The organism is Photobacterium sanguinicancri, assembly GCF_024346675.1.
GTDB classification, from domain to species: Bacteria; Pseudomonadota; Gammaproteobacteria; order Enterobacterales; family Vibrionaceae; genus Photobacterium; species Photobacterium sanguinicancri.
Genome location: NZ_AP024850.1, coordinates 2284543 through 2300391, shown reverse-complemented (window position 1 = coordinate 2300391; position 15849 = coordinate 2284543). Strand labels below are relative to the sequence as shown.

General features: G+C 42.6%; 10 protein-coding genes and 1 tRNA gene. 6 read left to right on the top strand and 5 right to left on the bottom strand.

Annotated elements, in window-relative coordinates; genetic code table 11:
* Positions 1 to 6 precede the first annotated feature (6 nt).
* From OCU87_RS10865 to OCU87_RS10840, 6 genes are all read left to right on the top strand, one after another.
* The gene (locus OCU87_RS10865; protein ID WP_261857115.1) at positions 7 to 1422 is read left to right on the top strand and encodes a glycerophosphodiester phosphodiesterase family protein; all 1416 of its coding nucleotides are present in this window, start codon (positions 7 to 9) and stop codon (positions 1420 to 1422) included.
* A gap of 8 nt (positions 1423 to 1430) precedes the next feature.
* Positions 1431 to 3731 (top strand): hypothetical protein, encoded by a 2301-nt coding sequence (locus tag OCU87_RS10860; protein ID WP_261857114.1) that lies wholly within the window; start codon positions 1431 to 1433, stop codon positions 3729 to 3731.
* A 485-nt stretch (positions 3732 to 4216) separates the two neighbouring features.
* Positions 4217 to 4306, top strand: a tRNA-Ser gene (locus OCU87_RS10855).
* 484 nt (positions 4307 to 4790) lie between these two features.
* On the top strand, positions 4791 to 6533 hold the full coding sequence (locus OCU87_RS10850) for a DUF1566 domain-containing protein (protein ID WP_261857113.1): 1743 nt from the start codon (positions 4791 to 4793) through the stop codon (positions 6531 to 6533).
* Positions 6530 to 9199 carry a cytochrome c peroxidase gene (locus OCU87_RS10845; RefSeq protein ID WP_261857112.1) on the top strand — a complete coding sequence of 890 codons (2670 nt, stop codon included), beginning with the start codon at positions 6530 to 6532 and terminating at the stop codon, positions 9197 to 9199. The genes OCU87_RS10850 and OCU87_RS10845 overlap by 4 nt, the downstream gene beginning before the upstream one ends.
* Positions 9200 to 9402: 203 nt before the next feature.
* Positions 9403 to 9801: a hypothetical protein gene (locus OCU87_RS10840; RefSeq protein ID WP_261857111.1), complete on the top strand. Its 399-nt coding sequence runs from the start codon at positions 9403 to 9405 to the stop codon at positions 9799 to 9801.
* A 324-nt stretch (positions 9802 to 10125) separates the two neighbouring features.
* Here the strand turns inward: OCU87_RS10840 and OCU87_RS10835 are convergent, their stop codons facing one another.
* From OCU87_RS10835 to OCU87_RS10815, 5 genes are all read right to left on the bottom strand, one after another.
* Positions 10126 to 11622 carry a KAP family P-loop NTPase fold protein gene (locus OCU87_RS10835; RefSeq protein WP_261857110.1) on the bottom strand — a complete coding sequence of 499 codons (1497 nt, stop codon included), beginning with the start codon at positions 11620 to 11622 and terminating at the stop codon, positions 10126 to 10128.
* Positions 11508 to 11825: a hypothetical protein gene (locus tag OCU87_RS10830; RefSeq protein WP_261858397.1), complete on the bottom strand. Its 318-nt coding sequence runs from the start codon at positions 11823 to 11825 to the stop codon at positions 11508 to 11510. Before OCU87_RS10830 ends, OCU87_RS10835 begins: the two co-directional genes overlap by 115 nt.
* Positions 11826 to 11957: 132 nt before the next feature.
* Positions 11958 to 13205, bottom strand: a complete 1248-nt coding sequence (locus OCU87_RS10825) for a dicarboxylate/amino acid:cation symporter (protein WP_261857109.1) — start codon at positions 13203 to 13205, stop codon at positions 11958 to 11960.
* A gap of 70 nt (positions 13206 to 13275) precedes the next feature.
* Complete coding sequence (locus tag OCU87_RS10820; RefSeq protein WP_261857108.1) at positions 13276 to 14517, bottom strand: NAD(P)/FAD-dependent oxidoreductase; 1242 nt, start codon at positions 14515 to 14517, stop codon at positions 13276 to 13278.
* 161 nt (positions 14518 to 14678) lie between these two features.
* On the bottom strand, positions 14679 to 15809 hold the full coding sequence (locus OCU87_RS10815; RefSeq protein ID WP_094956514.1) for an S-(hydroxymethyl)glutathione dehydrogenase/class III alcohol dehydrogenase: 1131 nt from the start codon (positions 15807 to 15809) through the stop codon (positions 14679 to 14681).
* Positions 15810 to 15849: the final 40 nt, after the last annotated feature.

Sequence of the window (15849 nt, the reverse complement as noted above, 5' to 3'; positions counted from 1 at the left end):
TTAATTATGTTTACACGTTATTCACTGTTTCCTTTGTTGGTATTTTTATTACTACAAGGCTGTACTTCACCGCAAAAGCCAGAAGGTGATCGTTTTCAATTGCTTAGTCATTATCCTGATAATGCAGAGGGCGCAAAATATGGTAGTGAAAGCCTTGATACCCGTACTTTAGTCGACTCTCAATATGCTTTAACGGATCGAAATCTGTATTTAACACTAGGCGGCGATCTTGGTTTTTTTAATCAAACATGTCCACTAGATATAGGTGTCGAACGAGGTGATGCGAGGTTTAGTGAAAACTCGCTGGATGCACTTGAGTATGCAAGCCGTAATGGCTTTGATGTTGTCAACATTAGTGCGAGGGTAACGAAAGCAGGGGATTGGTTTGCTTATCACGATGACGAAACAGGCCGAGCTGCGGCAAATAAACAAGGACACCGAAAGAAGTTCTATGAGTTGTCGACTAACGATTTGTCAAAACTGCGGCTGCGAGATCGCGACGGGCAACTAACGGATGATCGTATTCCTTCAATTAAAGAGATTGCCAATACGTGGGATCCGTATCTAGCTCATCAGCGGTTAGCCATTAACATTCAAGGTGATGCGACGCTTGACCAGCTGAGCGAACTTAACCGTATAGTGAAGCGCTCGTTAGCATCAGGATCGTACTTCTTTACTTCAGGAAAACTATATCAACTGCAGCATCTAAGAGGATTAGATGATGAGGTTTATTTGGGCTATGTGTGGGGGCCCGATAGTCTCTCAGCTCAACGCTATAAACGCTCAATCAGGCAGGCAATATCCAATGATAAGATGTATCAGCGCAATCGAGGTTCATCAAATCGGGCGATAGATAGAGCATTAGCAAAGCAAAATCACCCTAAGATTAGCGCGACAGAAGTCGCGAGAAAGTTGGGAAGCAACGCGGGATTGCATGTTGATATTCGTAGCTATGCTAAACACTCAACCATTTATCAGCGTGCAAAAGCAAATAACCTTTCAGTGTCGACTTACTCAATCAATGGTGATGATTACCATATCAGCACATTGCAATCTTTAGCTAGCAAAAATAAACTCTTACCAGATGTTGCTGACGTAACGACATCTAAATATAAAGTGTGTGCGTCTCTCTTTCCTCGTTTGATTTCTGAGAACGGTGGTTATTTGCCAATGACCGACCAAGGGAAAAAAATCAGCCAACTTCCAAGAAATGGTGATTTTTCGGCACTTGAGATTCAAGGTGATTATTTAAAAAATGGCTACTACTTAGCAATTGATGGTGAAGTTAAATCATTAACAATGCCTAAGAGAGTGGTTAAGAAGGTAACGAAGAAAGCCGTTTTTATTGCCGAGCCTGAAATACCTGCCGACACCGATTTAAATGTTGTGTTCGATCCTATCCATATTGTTATTCCTGAGTAAAAAACGCTATGCAATCAAAACCTAAATGGCTTGCGCTATTCTTATTCGCAATGTCACTGATTTACTTGATACCTGAAGTCATTTTCAATGCAAAACTTGTAGAGGTAGCGGGTTCATCGGGTCTTTCGGATGAAACATTACATATTACAGAGCTTTTTGGCCGTGCCATATCAGGTATTGGTGTTACCTTATTAATGATTGATTTGCTTGTCTCTGGGCGCGTGGCTGCGCAAAAAAGAACGGCAATTCCAGCTATGGTGGTCGTTGCGCTTATTGTTTGGCCTACTACTTTCTTTGGTCAAAAATGGCTGGTGGATTATTTTATTATTGATTCATCTAGCGCAGAACAAAGACAAAATGCCTTTATGTCTAATGTACTTCGTTCAAGTTTGGCGCAAAATGCATTACGGATAGAAGGCATTCCATTTGAACCTGAACATGCAACCTCTGCCCACGAAATGACCTTTCTTGCATTAATGGGGGGGCTTATTTACAGCAATGACAGTTTTATAAACGATGTGGATAAGCAAAAAAATGCGATTCTAGAAAAGTATCTTTTGAATCGTGCAGGGGCACGGTTCGATGAAGACTATGCCGTGTATCGAGATATGCGAAAAGATGTACATGTTGCATGGGGCGATTATAAGCAAGCCAATAAACAATATAACGATGCGGTTGCTTCTCGCCATAATGAAGCCAATAAAGCTTGGAGTAATGTTGAAAGCGATGTTTTGAAAGGCTGGAAGCGTTATCAATCGGCTGAAAAATCCTATTTGATGCGAGCGGAAGGCAAAGCACAAGAGTTGGCACCTAAAATATCTCAAGCTTTTGATGAAAAGAATAACTGCATAAGCCGTTATAGCAATATTAAGCATCAGAACAAATGTATTAAAACGGTTGAAAGTCATTACCGCCAAGGTTTAGCGAAATATGGCCTTCCTTACAAAGAAATGAATTATTGGCTGGTAACTGAAAAGGGACGAGTTAAGGGCACAACAACAGTTAGTGAGACTATTTTAACCTTAGGCCTGTCAGCTGTACTTGCTGGTCTTGAGTTGGCAACCGGTGATGGGGGAGAGCAGGACCAGCATCTCGTTTATTCCAGTAAACCTAGCGACTATGTACCTAACATATTGAACTTAATGAAAGGGGAATTTAAGTCTGAAACAGGTTATTCCATGGGAATTGCTACCTTTTCACAGTTTAGACATCACAAGATTACTGCGCGTAATATTGTGAGAAAAAGTAAAAATAAAGGGGTTCAGTTAGCTACTAACTGGACCATTAATGATGTGACAGCGTTCAAGAATGCAGTAAGAACCACCACCAGAGATAAAGCCAAAAGAAAGTGGAATAAAGAAATGGCGAAGCGGGATCTTAGTATTCCTCCAGGCCTTAACTTTAATCAGTTCCAAAAGCACTCAAGCATTCAAAATCAGATAAAACAGAGCATGGGTGAAGAATATTATGTTAACCCTGTATTGACGACGTGGAACAATAAGCAGTTCTATAAGAACGTCACCTTAGTGAATGTACAGCGCGAACGTGACAAATGGCTTGCTTATATTAACTCTTCCGTTGTTAGGTTCGAAGATGGTGGCTTGTATGAAAATGAAGGGAAGAGTGCACTTCGTTCTATCATTGTTCCCCCTATATCAATGAGCTTGTCGTTGTTTTTAGTGCTTATAACTTTCTTTAAGTTACCGTTTAAGTTTTGGGCATTATTAAGTTATGGCGAAAACGAGGTTAGTACGTCGAAAAGCAAGCGAATGAACCATGTTGCTGCGCTAGCTGTTATTATCGCTATTTTCTCGGTCCCATTATTGATGGGAAATTCTAAGTTTACAGATGAAGGTTCAACAACCGCATATTTCCTGAAATCTATTGATAACAGTGTGTCGCCATTGACGTCATCCGCTATTACATGGGTGCTTCATTCTCAGCCGAGTATTCAGCCTATCGGTATGGCTTTTGATAAAAACTTCCATGTTTTTTCTCTGTTTGAAAAACACGTACTGAAACCAATTAATGATTGGGATGAAAAAATTTACCCATTATTAAGTATCGATCAATATAAACAAACTGAACCTAAGGTTGTAAATGGTAAGGTGGCGATGTTTGTACGTTCAAATGTATCAGAGAATAGAATTCGGATTCTTAATATTAAGCCAAAATATCAAGATGGCATGTTATTACAACCTGATAGCTATTATGTTGAGGTGAGTGCTTCTGGGTATCGGCCGGTTAAAAAGTGGGTGACTCATAATCGTGATAATAATGAGCATGTGTTCTTTTTAAATAAGAAGTAATCTTTTTATTTTAATGTCAGGGTCTTCAACTAAGCAAAGCCGTATTTCAGGGTTTTGCTTGGTTTTAATAAGTGGCGTTTCGTTTGTTATTTGTCTGTTGGCTTAGATGCTCTAACTATGAGCACCCCATAGTGTTACTTCGCTATTTTCTTTTTATCTAACGTTGTTGATTGCTTTGAGCGGTAAAGTCACTCTTGACCTTCCATTAGCTGGAAGGTGTACCGTTTTTGCATTGGTGAGAGAAAGGGGGAATTAACATGGGATGTTGTAATCAAGCACCCAAAGGGGGAACACGTCAGTTAGCATTATTGCTAAAAGTGACAGGTGTCATCTTTTTGATGGTTTTGTTAGTAGCGGTTTTCTTTGGCTGAGAGGTGTGAATATCGACGTATTACTCGCATCTTGCTTGCTTATTGTGCGGGTGAGCTTTTTAGGGCTTATTTCTGCTTTACAGGTTTTAGCGAACCCCTTATTATACGCCTCATGGAGAGATGGCTGAGTGGTCGAAAGCACCGGTCTTGAAAACCGGCGGCGGTTTATCCCGTCCTAGGGTTCAAATCCCTATCTCTCCGCCATTTTTAAAAAACCGCTGAAATTTCAGCGGTTTTTTTTCGTCTAAATTTTGTGAATTAGAGATAGGGTGCCGAACCCTAGGCAGGGTTCACCTGAGCGAAGCGAAAGCACATTGCCCGTGCCGAAGGCGCGAAAAGGCAATAGCCCGAAGGGCGCGAGCTTGCGAGCAGTAAATCCCTATCTCTCCGCCATATTAGAAAAAGCCCAGCAGAAATGCTGGGCTTTTTCGTATGCGTTTGGCTTAGAGGGGATTTGTACCAAAGCCACTATCCCCAATCGCTAGCAATAGCATTATGAAGACTCTCCATTTCCCATCTTTTCGGTACTATTGACACTGTGTGCTGCTTGGCTTCCTATTTACTAAATCAATATTAGGACGGTGCTTTATTATTGTGATCTAATAGCGAATGATATTGATTTCTATTTGCAATTGGTTTTTCTTGAGTATACTCTGCGCCGCTCAACAAAAAACAATAGAACTATAATATGAAAATCAGCCAACCATTAGTATTTATTGCTGCGACTTTACTGTCAGGGTGTAACCACAGTGATAACAAAACACCCGTTACCCAACAGCCTTCAATTCCGTCACAACCGACTAAACCCGTACAGCCCACTCAACCTGATACAAATGATAAAGAGCAGATAACAGAGCTCACTGCCGATCAAGTTAAATCAATCGCGATTAACCGCGTGACCTTCGACGCGCCGGGGATTTCAGCATTAACAGCGGCGAATGTGACAAATATTAAAACTAATTTTGGTCGAGCTTATATTGATCAAGCCTCTGGTGAAATGGTGTTTGAGCTTACGAGTAGTAGCAAGGTTAATAAGTCAGCTCAGCAAGCAAAAGCGATTATAGATTCACCTGAAGCTCGCAATGTTAATTCTAGCGATCCAAAAAGCTCGGTAATACATTCACGTTTGGCTTCTGAGCAGAATTATCATTTTAAAATAAATTACCAAGTGGGTGATAAGCCGTATCAAGTCTTAGGGTATACATTGCCCTTGTTCCAAAAAGATGAGAATACGATTGTTCCTCGTTTTACCAAGTTAGATGCAGCAGGTGGTGCGTTAGCTTCTGATCTGCAAGTACTTACGCGCGACAAAAGTGATTGGTCATGTGTAACCGATGCAAGTTCAGATTTAACTTGGCAGGTCTTGCAAGCAAATGGTGACTTTGCATTTGATTCAACTTATTACTGGGGGGAGAGAACACAACATCACCGTGACTACATGTCGGCAAGTTGTGCGCTTGATAAAGATTGTAATACCGATAATTTAGCGGAAATAGCAAATGCACAAAAGTTATGTGGCAAAACAGATTGGCGAATGCCGACACGTAATGAATGGAAGACTGTATTAACAACAGAGATGTTGAACGAAGAAAAGCGCCAATCACCGATTGATCGTTTCTTCTTCCCCTACCTTGATGCGAATTATGATGAAGCTTATTGGACCAATCACTTTACCATTTATTTAAATGGTCATGAAGGTCCTGATGGTGATTGGCAAGGCTCGAATAAAACTGTTGGTGATGCGCTAGTGATGTGGATGGGCAGCGACTTCGCATACGAAAAAATGTCACCTCGTTCAACCAATGAGCCTCGATTTGCAATGTTAGTGAGTGGGGCGGTTATACCTGATGAATCGGATAACTCGACGGGTGAAATAACAGCGCCGTTAAAATCTGAAGTTAATAAAGCCGGTGATGAAGATAATGAGTGGAAAAAGCGTTTTATCAAGAATGGTGTAGCGGGTCAGCCACTACGTGACCAAGACGCCTCTAAATGGGCGTGTTCTACTGATAACTTCTTCAAAACTGTGGTGCCGAATACTGACATCTTATGGCAGCGTATTGATAGCGCAGCACCTTTGATGACATTAGCGCAAGCGCAAGCCTATGCTAAAACCGTTAATACACAAACCTTATGTGGTCGTAATGATTGGCGCCTGCCATCTGAATCTGAACTTAAATCACTTCTAATTGATAGCTTGGCGTACGGAATGGAAGATATGTCCTACCGTGCGGGTTATACCAAGAGCATCTTAAATGACACAGTAGTAGGGTTCGACAGCTATTACTGGACGGCGACTGAGTTTTATGCCGATCCAAAAAACAAAAATATGGCTGTTGCGTTCCAAAATGAATGGTCTGAAAGTAGTGGCAAATTACACTCAGAACGCTTCCGTGTACGTCTTATTTCGACATCGGTAAAACAGAAATGAGTCGTTCAATTACCTTTATTGGCGCTGTTTCGTTAACAGCGCTTTTGTTGCTAGCAGGCTGTAATGGTTCTGATAATTCAGCGGGTAACACGACATCATCGACAGGCTCTAAACCCGATACGACGAAACCTGATACGCCAGATCCAACTCAGCCAGATAAAGGAAAGAAGTCTGTTAAGCATCAAGTAACGCAAGGTGATACTTTTTCTTATCAGTATAAGTTGAAGGCCGGGCAAAAATTACGTGTTATTCAGCCCGCAACGCTGGGAAATGTGAGTGTTGCTAATGGACTCGTTATTTATCAAGCACCGTTAGCACTATCAGGTGCAGATCAATTTAAGCTAGAGCTTATTGATGGTCCGTCGGCAGAAACCATTGGCTGGATGATCCGTGTAAATAAACCAACCCCCCGTTTTTCTGTTGTAGCAGTTAACGATCAAGCGGCGGAAAAGGTATGGCAATGCGTATCAGATGCAGAAACGCATCATGGTGTCACTTGGCTAACGGCTATTCACCCTAATACTGAGACATTCTCGTGGCAAAACTGGGAAGCGACATTACCTGGTTTTTCTGCTGATTGTTCGCTCTCAAATACCTTGAGTGGTAAAGCATGTACAACCAATAACCTCATTGATTATGCCAACCAACAGCAATGGTGTGGTAAAACAGATTGGCGTTTACCGTATGCTTATGAAATGCAAAATTTGACCAGCGAACAAGATTTTGCCTTGGATAATAATCAGGCAGCGATTGATCCATTCTTCTTTCCACATGTTGGCTTTGAAACTTACTGGCTTCAAAATGATGCCAGTGCGCAGCAAGCAGAAAATATTGCTTATCGTTATAGCTTTGGTGCCAACCGCAAGAAATCGTTGAGCCAGAATAAGCGCAAGCCTGCTTCTGTTATGTTGGTGAGTGGTAACTACCGTGATACATCGTTACCCAATCAACAGATAAAGCCGCAAGCGGAAGAGACCAGCTTTATTCGATTAGATAATGCCGGGCAACCACTCGCACGTAATCGTCAGCAGGATAATTATCAGGATTCACCATGGCGTTGTCTTGATGATATGCGAGGTTTGGTTCGTGACAACTTGTACTTGCGTGATAAGCGTTTCTCATATGTATATTGGCTAACGCCAAATAGCAGTGATGCGACAAGCACTTCACGCGATTACGCGAGTGATTCTAGTGTGACCAACTGTGGTCAAACTGAATGCTCGATAGAAGCGGCGTTGCAAGTGATTAATAGCTCAAAGCAGTGTGGCCGTAGTGATTGGCGCTTACCCACTGCTGATGAACTTGCATTATTAATGCATCAGCAAGTGAGTGGGGGTGAGTACCAATTGTTGTATTCAACGTCATTAAACTCGCCAACTGCTGGAGATTACTGGGTTACAGCGTCATTACCTAGTGCAACGTCAGCGAAAGCTGAAACTGGATACGGCACGATAACATTGCCATTGGCAGCAACGCTGCAACCTTCACCTTTGTTAGCTCAGAATCAAGCAACGCAAACAGCTAAGCTACTACTGATTGCGAGTGAGTTTGAGCCTCGCGCAACAGAGGACCCGCGTTCAGTTAGGAATCATACTAAGCCTGATATTACTCGCTTGAGACAAGCTTATGCGACTCACTCTTATCATTGGCCCGCTCCTTTTGTGGATGATATTGGTGGTTATCAAGAACTTGGCACTATGCCTCATCCTGTTTTCCCAAATCATAATCCTTATGATGAAAAGAAAGTGGCATTAGGGAAAAAGCTATTTTTCGACCCGTTTCTTTCTCAGGCTCAGGATGTCGCCTGCGCAAGTTGCCATGAACCGAAAAAAGGGTGGGGGGATGGTAGAGAAGTCTCTATTGGTCATGATCGCCAGCGTGGCAAGCGCAATGCACCAACCATAGTTAACAGCGCATTTTTACCTCAATTGTTCTGGGATGGACGAGCTGCAACATTGGAGCAACAGGCGTTGATGCCGATTCAAGATCCATTAGAAATGGCAGAAACGTTACCCAACTTGGTGATGAAATTAAACGCCCATCCAAATTACCCGAAACAGTTTGATGATGTATTTGGTGAAGGAGCGATCACTCAAGAGCAACTAGCTATGGCATTAGCAACTTTTCAGCGAACGATTATTAGCAAACCGAGTCAGTTTGATCGTTTTGTCAAAGAGGCTGAGTTAGGCAAAACAGATGCCTTGTCTGACCAAGCGTTGTGGGGGTTAGATATTTATCGCCGAAATGGACGTTGTGCCAATTGTCATATGGGGTCTGAATTTACCAATCATAAGTTTGAAAATGTTGGTTTAACCTATTACAAAGCATTTTATGAAGACTTAGGTAAATACAATGTAAGCGGCAATAGCCATGATGTAGGGCTATTTAAAACCCCTTCACTGCGTGATGTAATGAATCATGGCCCGTGGTTTCATAATGGTTTAGTGGATACTATTGATGGTGTCATTTCGATGTATTCAGAAGGTATGGCAAGTAACGCCGCTTTTGGATGGAGTAAATACGATCCAAATTATCCCAAGCTATCAGAGAAGATCAGGCCATTAAATTTAACCTATCAAGAAGCCGAAGCCTTGAAAGCATTTTTAGTAGCTATTACCGCCGAATCACCTTTGGGCTCAGCAACCAAAACGGAACTCGGGCAATAAGCCGTGAGTTGATTTTGCTCGTGTAGCTTGATGTAACGTTAGAATGGAAAGCGTTCGTTATTTATAGCGAACGCTTTTTTATACCTGTTATAACAATGAACAAAGGGGCAGACTAATGATTATCGACAGGACAAACATCACGGTTTAGATTCCGTTTGTTTTGGTATAGTCAGCCTAATTAAATTCTAATTAGCGTGATAAACATGGTTTCTTCAACAAATAGTCAGTTCAAAGAAAAGACCTTAGATGTTCTTATGAAAACAACACCACTCATTAGTCCTGTAGCTGGCGTTCTTTTAGAGGCCGCATTAGGTATAGAAAAAGCTTCAACTAGCGGTGAGATATCGACACTAGAAGAGGAAGCTAAACGCCAAGAAATCTCCCTCCACATGGCCAAGATGCAAGCCCAAGTAGCTCAAGAACTCGCAATTGCACACCGCATAGAGAATGCGGTCGAAGTCGAGATTGAGGAATATTACGAAGGTGAAGGTAAGGGTGGTCTTAGCGCCAATACCGATGGGGTGTCGGCTTCAATGTCTCTTGGAGGCCAAGGACGAAAAGTTGTCAAAAGGGTCTATCGCTTCACTGGTAGCAGAGAATAATACGAAGGTTCGATAAGAGAGCTATGACTACTGGCTCTCTTTCCACCGTCATAAGACCGCGCAAGGCTAAGACGTAAAGTTCATTGCCCAAAGACACATCCCTGACAACTTACCTTGCACTCTGGCGTGTCTATTCCCAATACTCGCACGGGTACATTCCGGCCGATAAGCTTTAGGTTGTCTGGTATGTCTATGCAAAAGCTATCTCCGTCATAGATTGAGACAACGGCCTTCGCAGGGATGGTTATATCTTGATATGTGTTAGCAGCACTAAGAGATAAGCTATTGAGGAGGCTTAGTGCTGCGATCAGAATCAGCTTTGGTTTATGCTTCGTCTTCACCGTCTATCCAGTCGATTGCTGAAGCTAGTTCTACGAGGTCTTTATATAGGTATGTTGTGTGTTTGTATTCTTCATTTTCCAAGCCGCATGATACATTAGCCCAATGACTAGCTTTATTTGCGCCAATGTTCCCAGAGTTTCTTTCCTGTTCGTCGTATAAAGCCTTTACGGATTGTTCAAGGTTTTTAGATTTCCCACAGATATAGTGACCATGTACTTGGCGTAAAAACGCCATAATGGAAATGTCATATTTCGCATCTTGATAGCGATTTATGCTTCGATTATTGTTTGATACTCGGCAGTGAGAGCTAAAATCCTGAATCAATTCTTTAGGCTCCACATAAAAGCTTATTTGTCTTTTGTTATCAAGTAGCGACATCAACGATTGATAATTTTGATCTAGATGATGGTTATTATCTGGAAGGTCTTTCTTTATGATGCCAGAAAAAACGGAAACGTCCTTTTCTCTTATACATAAAAGTACGCACAAATAACAAATGTTGACATACTCACCTTTAACAAAGCTCCCTAATGTTATAATCAACCTTTCAGTTATCTGTATTGCTTGTCTTGCCGATAGACTAAAACCTTCGTAAATATTTGTGATATTACTAATTGCGTCATCATCATTTTCAACCTTCGGCCAATAAACAATACCTCGAGACTCAAGAGCACTCGGTGTCAATCGACTAATATCACAGTGAACTGGAAGTAAATTCTTAAAAGTGGACTCTTTCAATGTATAGCGGCTATTAAAAAAACGACCTAAGTACACTCTGGCCTCAAAACCATCACCATAGATTGCCTTAACTGCGTGTTGCAATTGCTCAGTATCCGTAGCCACGACAAAGACAACACCGGGAATATCGAAGATGTGCTTAATCGTCTCAAGCATTTCTACAGCATAACTTGGTCTACAACGGTCTAACTCATCAATAAAGACAAAGGCAGGATATGTACGTTTAAGTTCGTCTTCTTTCTTCTCTTGATCTTTGCCAACAACAGCTTCAACCCATTGCTCAACATTCTTCTTTAAACTTTCTATTGTAGAAGCCTTCGCATCATGCTCATCAATCAAATGTTTAACCATCTTAGATGCAGCAGCTCCCATGTCGATAGGCTTTCCGTTTTCATCTTTAAGAGGCTCTCCATTTTCATCAAGCACCTCGCCAACTTCTCCGTCATCAGCGGCATTCATAATTGCTACAGGGTCAATACCGAGGTAACGCTTTGTTAGCCCGCCAACCACACTTGGAGCTGCAGCCTTTAATAAACCAACTAATTTACGGGGAGCTTTAAAGACAGCCTTATCTGCGTCTTTACCAGCCTGTTCTCTCAACTGCTTAATCATTGAAGAGATCACAGTCATGAGCGGATCGTCAGAGTAGTCTTGTTTCCAAGCATCAACGTAGACAGCAGGGTAGTGTTTTTTGAGGTCTTCAGCCCAGCGACGAAGGAAGTATGTCTTACTGAACCCCATTCGGAATTGAGGTTTAATACGTAGTTATGCTTTTCTTGATTTTCTGTGTCATAGCCTTGAGCAGCTAAAAATCGAGTAAGGAAGTTTGCATACTTAACACGATCAAGTTTGTCTTCAGGAAAAGCTTCAAGGAGTTTATCTCCATTCTGCTTATCTGTAATTTCTAACGGAGCATCCCACTTAAACTCAACGCGATCAGACATACACACCTCAATACAATATGAAGTGCATATATTCGTTTGTTCTGGCTATAAATTCAAAATCTTACTATTCATTTGGGCTTTTTAAAAAAAGAGTAGCATTTTAACTGCTCTTCTCTTAGCTTGCTGTAGCCGTTAAGCTTTCGCTTGCCACTTATCAACAACCAAAGCTGCAATCATATCGCCTTCCACATTCACCGCAGTGCGGAAGGTATCTAGTGGTCGCTCAATGATTAGCAAGATTGCAATTGCTTCAAGCGGAATACCCGCAGCGAGTAAGACTAACTGCATACCAGACATCGACCCTGATGGCATTCCCGGAGCACCAATAGAAGACACCATCGCCATAATAAAGATCATGATGTAGCCGCTTGTTCCTAAATCTATGCCATATAGCTGGGCAAGGAAGATAGCAGCAACCCCTTCGAACAATGCAGTACCATCCATGTTCATGATGGCACCAAGCGGCAATACCATGCTACTTGTAGACTGCGATACTCCAAGTTCTTGCTCTGCTGTTTGCATTGATAATGGCAAGGTTGCTGAGCTAGATGAGGTGGTAAATGCCATCACCATAGGCGCAGACAGTGCTTTAAACAGTGACTTAAAACCAATGCCTGTGGTTGCTTTGGCAATGGTCGGTAAAACAATGGCACCGTGTATAAAGGTTAGGAGAAACACCAAGCCTGCAAATTTCGCCAGCTGACCAAATAGCTCGCCATTACTGGTGACAGAGAACTCAAACACGATGGCAAAAACAGCGTAAGGCGCAAACTGAATGATGCCAGACACTAATGTGTTTACGGATATATTTAGTCCTGAAATTACCTCAAAAACAGCATGTTTGGCAGGTAAGCTCGCCAGTAATGCAATGCCGAGTAAGATTGAAAATACAACAATAGCCAGTAAGTTCGTATTGGATAGCGCAGCAATAGGATTTTGTAGTGCCATGCTGATCAATTTACCAATAATGGCACCTGATGATGCAGAGCTATTATCGATTAATTGGGTATTCTCACTCAGGGTAATTGTTGCAGGATCCACTAATTGCGGCCAAGCCGGGAGTGCTAACGATGCGCCTAAACCTAAGCTGATCGCAATGATCGAAGTGAAAGAATAAAAGGCGACGGTTTTACAACCGAGCTGCTTAAACTTCACGGTCGAGCCGATACTTGTTATCCCCTGTAACAACGACAGCATGACAACAATACCGACGACCATTTTAAGTAGGCCTATGTATGTTGTTTTTGCCAGCATTAAAAGCGAAAAGCTAGCAGAGTCGGTGTTGATGTAATCGGCTGGGATCAGTTGTGCGAGTAGCCAAGCTGAAATAGCCGCTAGTAGAAGTTGCACTGGAAGAGATTTGAAAAAGGTGAAACGCATAGTAGGCTCTCAATATATAGCAACTAGGCTATTTAGCCCTCACTTGAAGTCGTGAGGGCTGTGGTTGCAGTTAAATACCTGTCGGTTTAAATACCGCTTTTAATCGCTTGGTGATCATTAAACGTGAAACAGTGAATACGCCACTTACCGTACTTTGGTGTAGGCGGAAAATCGTATCGTATATACGTCGAATCATGCGGCCTTGTAATACCAGTTTGCCCTCACAACGCTCGTTCTGAGCAAACGGAGCGATACCAAACGAGCCGACGGCAAAGTGATGCCCGACGGCGACAACCATTCCACCATCTTTGAAAGTGAAAGGTGTGAGTGCTGGTCCGTCTAAATGGCGGCTTAAGCTTTTCGCTAAATGAATCGCAGCTTGGTTAGCGGCTTGTGCTCTTGGTGGGACGGTTGAACCATCTGTTTGTGGAATAGATGCACAGTCACCAATGGCAAAAACCGCAGGATCTATGGTTGAACTAAGGTCTTGATTAACAAAGATCTGGTTCATTCGGTTGTACTCTAAGCCGCCGATACCATTTAACCAGTCAGGTGCTTTTACACCAGCGGCCCAAAATTGGGTATTGGCTGCGAGGAATAGGCCATCGGTTGTTTGCATGCCATCGTGAGTCACTTCCTCAATGCGAGTATTGAGCAGTACCTTAACGTCGCTTCGTGTTAACTTTTCTAGCACCTTGTCAGACATTTTCTGCGGGCTATTGGGTAGCACGCGATCAGCAGCTTCGATCAGATTAATGTTTAAGCAAGCGGCGTTATATCTTTTAAGTTTTTTGCTCACTCGTGCTAATTCAGCGGCAAGCTCAACACCCGTTGCGCCAGCACCAACAATGTTGATAGTGCTGTCATTGCCAGCTCGAAGCACGTGGCTAATTTGATGCCATGCTTCGCGGGCTTGACTTGCAGAGTCTAAAAACATGCAGTGAGCTTTTGCGCCGTGGGTATTAAAATCATTACTTACTGCACCAATGGCGATAACTAGATAGTCGTAACTGACGGTATCTTCGGTACCATCGGCTTTTCGTACATTAACCACTTTTTGTTGGCGATCAATGTTGGTCATAGCGGCTTGGTAGTGTTGATAACCGTGTGTTGCGCCATGGGTAAAATAACAAACGGAGTCTAAATCACTATCAAAAGTACCCGCTGCAATCTCGTGCAGGCGTGGTTTCCAGTAGTGATCAATTTCAGGTTCGATTAATAAAATTTCATCATTTTCACGAACAGATTTAGCAAGTAGAGTTGATAGTTCAAGGCCTGCAGCTCCGCCACCAACGACAACGATTCGAGACATTATGGTTCCTTAAAAAAAGACGCTTTGCAGTGAATGCAAAGCGTGGGCATGTGCCAAAATCAAAGGTAGAAAGTGCTATCCATAGCAGCATGAACAAGCATGCGGGTCATGAAAGACAGCAGCCTTAAGCCAAAGGCTGCATAGTAGAACAGGACTAGCTGTTACTTATCGAAGTGAATAACAGTACGAATGCTTTCGCCTTTGTGCATTAGCTCAAACGACTCGTTGATATCTTCTAGTCCCATAGTATGGGTGATGAAGTCGTTTAATTTGAATTCACCCGCCATGTAGCGTTCAACAATTTCTGGTAGCTCAGAACGGCCTTTAACACCACCGAAAGCAGAACCACGCCATACACGACCCGTCACAAGCTGGAATGGACGAGTCGAGATTTCTTGGCCTGCACCAGCAACACCAATCACAACTGATTCGCCCCAGCCTTTGTGGCAACACTCAAGTGCAGAGCGCATTACGTTCACGTTACCGATACACTCGAACGAGTAATCAACACCGCCGTCAGTCAGCTCAACGATGACGTCTTGAATTGGTTTATCGTAGTTAGTTGGGTTAATACAATCAGTTGCACCAAGTTGACGAGCAAGTTCGAACTTACTTTCATTAATATCGATCGCAATAATACGACCCGCTTTCGCCATTTGAGCACCAATGATGGCAGAGAGGCCAATACCACCTAGACCGAAGACAGCAACAGTGTCGCCTTCTTGTACTTTTGCAGTATTAAGTACTGCACCCATACCCGTTGTGACACCACAGCCAAGTAGGCAGACTTCTTCTAGTGGTGCTTCTTTGTTTACTTTTGCTAGTGAAATTTCTGGTAATACCGTGTATTCAGAGAAAGTAGAACAGCCCATGTAATGGAAAATTGGCTGGCCATCTTTATAGAAACGAGTCGTTCCGTCTGGCATTAGGCCTTGGCCTTGGGTTTCACGAATTTTCTGACATAAGTTTGTTTTGCCAGATAGGCAGTATTTGCACTCACCGCATTCAGGGGTGTAAAGCGGGATAACATGATCGCCGACTTCAACACTGGTGACGCCTTCGCCGATCATCTCAACAATACCGCCACCTTCATGGCCTAAGATTGCAGGGAAGATGCCTTCAGGATCATCACCAGACATGGTGAATGCATCTGTGTGGCAAACGCCTGTTGCGATAATACGAACAAGTACTTCACCTGCACGTGGCAGCATCACATCCACTTCTTCTACAGATAGTGGTTGGTTTGGACCCCATGCAATGGCAGCTTTAGATTTGATAAATTTATCGGTCATGACATCTCTCTTTATATTTATATTTCGTAAGCACGATTGC